The organism is Hyunsoonleella rubra, assembly GCF_042684665.1.
In the GTDB taxonomy this organism is placed as follows: Bacteria; Bacteroidota; Bacteroidia; order Flavobacteriales; family Flavobacteriaceae; genus Jejuia; species Jejuia rubra.
Genome location: NZ_JBHULY010000013.1, coordinates 1 through 1,749, shown reverse-complemented (window position 1 = coordinate 1,749; position 1,749 = coordinate 1). Strand labels below are relative to the sequence as shown.

Annotated in this window: 5 protein-coding genes; all 5 read right to left on the bottom strand. The window is 54.7% G+C overall.

Annotated elements, in window-relative coordinates; translation table 11 throughout:
* Positions 1-55: 55 nt before the first annotated feature.
* Positions 56-535 carry a hypothetical protein gene (locus ACFSR8_RS06460; protein ID WP_380290235.1) on the bottom strand — a complete coding sequence of 160 codons (480 nt, stop codon included), beginning with the start codon at positions 533-535 and terminating at the stop codon, positions 56-58.
* Complete coding sequence (locus ACFSR8_RS06455) at positions 536-682, bottom strand: hypothetical protein (RefSeq protein WP_380290233.1); 147 nt, start codon at positions 680-682, stop codon at positions 536-538.
* A gap of 3 nt (positions 683-685) precedes the next feature.
* Positions 686-1,255 carry a hypothetical protein gene (locus ACFSR8_RS06450; protein WP_380290231.1) on the bottom strand — a complete coding sequence of 190 codons (570 nt, stop codon included), beginning with the start codon at positions 1,253-1,255 and terminating at the stop codon, positions 686-688.
* The gene (locus tag ACFSR8_RS06445; protein ID WP_380290229.1) at positions 1,256-1,495 is read right to left on the bottom strand and encodes a hypothetical protein; all 240 of its coding nucleotides are present in this window, start codon (positions 1,493-1,495) and stop codon (positions 1,256-1,258) included. It lies immediately after the preceding gene.
* On the bottom strand, positions 1,496-1,749 hold a 254-nt coding region (locus tag ACFSR8_RS06440; RefSeq protein ID WP_380290227.1), incomplete at its 5' end, for a hypothetical protein.

The window sequence follows — 1,749 nt, the reverse complement described above, 5'->3', positions numbered from 1 at the left end:
ATGCATCCATCACAACGGCAGATATCGACAACGGTTCCAACGACGCCTGTGGCATTCAGTCGCTGGCCCTGGACACCACTGCGTTTACTTGTACCGAGGTAGGGACGAATACGGTAACACTTACCGTTACGGACAACAACAATAACACATCCACCTGTACCGCTACCGTTACTGTGGAGGACAACGTGGCTCCGACGGCAATTTGCCAGGACATCACCGTACAGCTAGACGCTTCCGGAAATGCCTCCATCACCACGGCGGACATCGACAACGGTTCCAACGACGCCTGTGGCATACAGTCGCTGGCCCTGGACACCACTGCGTTTACTTGTGCAGAGGTAGGGACGAATACGGTAACACTTACCGTTACGGACAACAACAATAACACATCCACCTGTACCGCTACCGTTACTGTGGAGGACAACGTACCGCCTGTGGCCATTTGCCAGGACATCACCGTACAGCTAGACGCTTCCGGCAACGTGACCGTGGACCCGGCGAGCGTAGACAACGGTTCCAACGACGCCTGTGGCATTCAGTCGCTGGCCCTGGACACCACTGCGTTTACTTGTGCAGAGGTAGGAACGAATACGGTAACCCTTACCGTTACGGACAACAACAATAACACATCCACCTGTACCGCTACCGTTACGGTGGAGGACAACGTACCGCCTGTGGCCATTTGTCAGGACATCACCGTACAGCTCGACGCTTCCGGAAATGCATCCATCACCACGGCGGACATCGACAACGGGTCCAACGACGCCTGCGGCATACAGTCGCTGGCCCTGGATACCACTGCATTTACTTGTGCAGAGGTAGGAACCAATACGGTAACCCTTACCGTTACGGACAACAACAATAACACATCTACATGTACCGCTACCGTTACTGTGGAGGACAACGTGGCTCCGACGGCAATTTGCCAGGACATCACCGTACAGCTAGACGCTTCCGGCAACGTGACCGTGGACCCGGCGAGCGTAGACAACGGTTCCAATGACGCCTGTGGCATACAGTCGCTGGCCCTGGACACCACTGCGTTTACTTGTGCAGAGGTAGGAACGAATACGGTAACCCTTACCGTTACGGACAACAACAATAACACATCCACCTGTACCGCTACCGTTACTGTGGAGGACAACGTACCGCCTGTGGCAATTTGCCAGGACATCACCGTACAGCTAGACGCTTCAGGAAATGCATCCATCACCACGGCGGATATCGACAACGGGTCCAACGACGCCTGCGGCATTCAGTCGCTGGCCCTGGACACCACTGCATTTACTTGTGCAGAGGTAGGAACCAATACGGTAACCCTTACCGTTACGGACAACAACAGTAACACATCTACATGTACCGCTACCGTTACTGTGGAGGACAACGTGGCTCCGACGGCAATTTGCCAGGACATCACCGTACAGCTAGATGCTTCGGGAAATGCATCCATCACCACGGCGGATATCGACAACGGTTCCAACGACGCCTGTGGCATTCAGTCGCTGGCCCTGGACACCACTGCATTTACTTGTGCAGAGGTGGGAACCAATACGGTAACCCTTACCGTTACGGACAACAACAGTAATACCTCTACATGTACCGCTACCGTTACTGTGGAGGACAACGTGGCTCCGACGGCAATTTGCCAGGACATCACCGTACAGCTAGACGCTTCCGGAAATGCCTCAATCACAACGGCGGATATCGACAACGGGTCCAACGACGCCTGCGGCATACAGTCGCTGGCCC

Excerpts from the sequence above, each read along its gene's own strand:
- ACFSR8_RS06450 (WP_380290231.1), bottom strand. The coding sequence starts at position 1,255 with ATGCCGCAGGCGTCGTTGGACCCGTTGTCGATATCCGCCGTGGTGATG.
- ACFSR8_RS06455 (WP_380290233.1), bottom strand. The coding sequence starts at position 682 with ATGGCCACAGGCGGTACGTTGTCCTCCACCGTAACGGTAGCGGTACAG.
- ACFSR8_RS06460 (WP_380290235.1), bottom strand. The coding sequence starts at position 535 with ATGCCACAGGCGTCGTTGGAACCGTTGTCTACGCTCGCCGGGTCCACG.
- ACFSR8_RS06445 (WP_380290229.1), bottom strand. The coding sequence starts at position 1,495 with ATGCCACAGGCGTCGTTGGAACCGTTGTCGATATCCGCCGTGGTGATG.